The following is a 926-nucleotide window of genomic DNA, read 5'->3' as shown; positions in this document are numbered from 1 at the left end:
GGTCCCTCGGCACCGTAGGTGAGTTTCTCCCAGAGCACCTCGCGCAGCGCCTCGCGCCCGTTCACCGTCACCGAGGACACCCGCACTCCCAGCTCGCGGGAGTCGTGCGGACCCGGGACGAAGGTCGGCGTGTGCAGCCTGATCCGCAGGAACCGGGGGAGGAAGACGACCTTGCCGGTGGTGGCGCCGAGATGCCGGCCGCCGGGCTCGTCGAACGGCGCCAGCAGCGCGGCGAGCCAGGTGGGCTCGGGGATCGCGTCGTTGTTCACCAGGACCGCGAAGGGCGTCGTGACCTGGCGCAGCGCCAGGTTGTTGCCGCCGGCGAAACCGAGGTTGCGCTCCGCGGGCACCACGTGTACCCAGGGGTATCGCTCGGCGAGCAGCTCCCGTGAGCCGTCGGACGAGGCGTTGTCGACTACCCAGGTTTGGTAGGCGAAATCCGCCTCCTGCTTGGCGATGCCGTCCAGGCAGGCCGGGAGGAGATGTGCGCCGTTCCAGTTGACGATCACGATGGTCGCCAGCGGCTCGGCGGTCTTCGACTCGGCGGCTGATCCCGCCGCCGGCCGGGTCGGGCGTTTCTCGCTCATCCGCGCAACCTCGCATCGTAGTCGACCTTGAGCAGTCCGTCCGCCTGCGCACCACCGACGCCGAACAGCTCCTCGAACCGGCGGGTGGTGACCGGGGCGCCGGTGGCGGCGTCCGAGACGTGCACCTTCACCGCGAAGGCGCCGAGCAGTTCGGGCAGGCGTGGTACCGAGAAGTCGACGATGTGGCGGCCCGGCCCGATGGCGAGCCCGCCGGGTGGCGTCTCCATCATCCAGATCGGTACCTCGCTCTGGCCGACGATGTAGGTGTGCAGGTACACGTGCTCGGGGGCACCCTCGGTGACGTCGAACTCGACGCTGACGGTGAGGGACTCGCCGGGG

1 protein-coding gene and 1 pseudogene are annotated in these 926 nt (G+C 70.1%); both read right to left on the bottom strand.

Annotated elements, in window-relative coordinates; all coding sequences use genetic code 11:
• Positions 1-587 (bottom strand): glycosyltransferase (locus ACY45C_RS07135; protein WP_462186847.1); only part of this gene is annotated, 587 nt, incomplete at its 3' end.
• Positions 584-926 (bottom strand): annotated as a pseudogene (locus ACY45C_RS07130) (ABC transporter ATP-binding protein); the annotation flags it as partial. The gene ACY45C_RS07135 and the pseudogene ACY45C_RS07130, both read right to left, overlap by 4 nt.

It is taken from the genome of Frankia sp. CcWB2, from assembly GCF_977927585.1.
The sequence above is the reverse complement of the archived record's forward strand: the minus strand, read 5'-3'. Positions and strand labels throughout refer to the sequence as shown.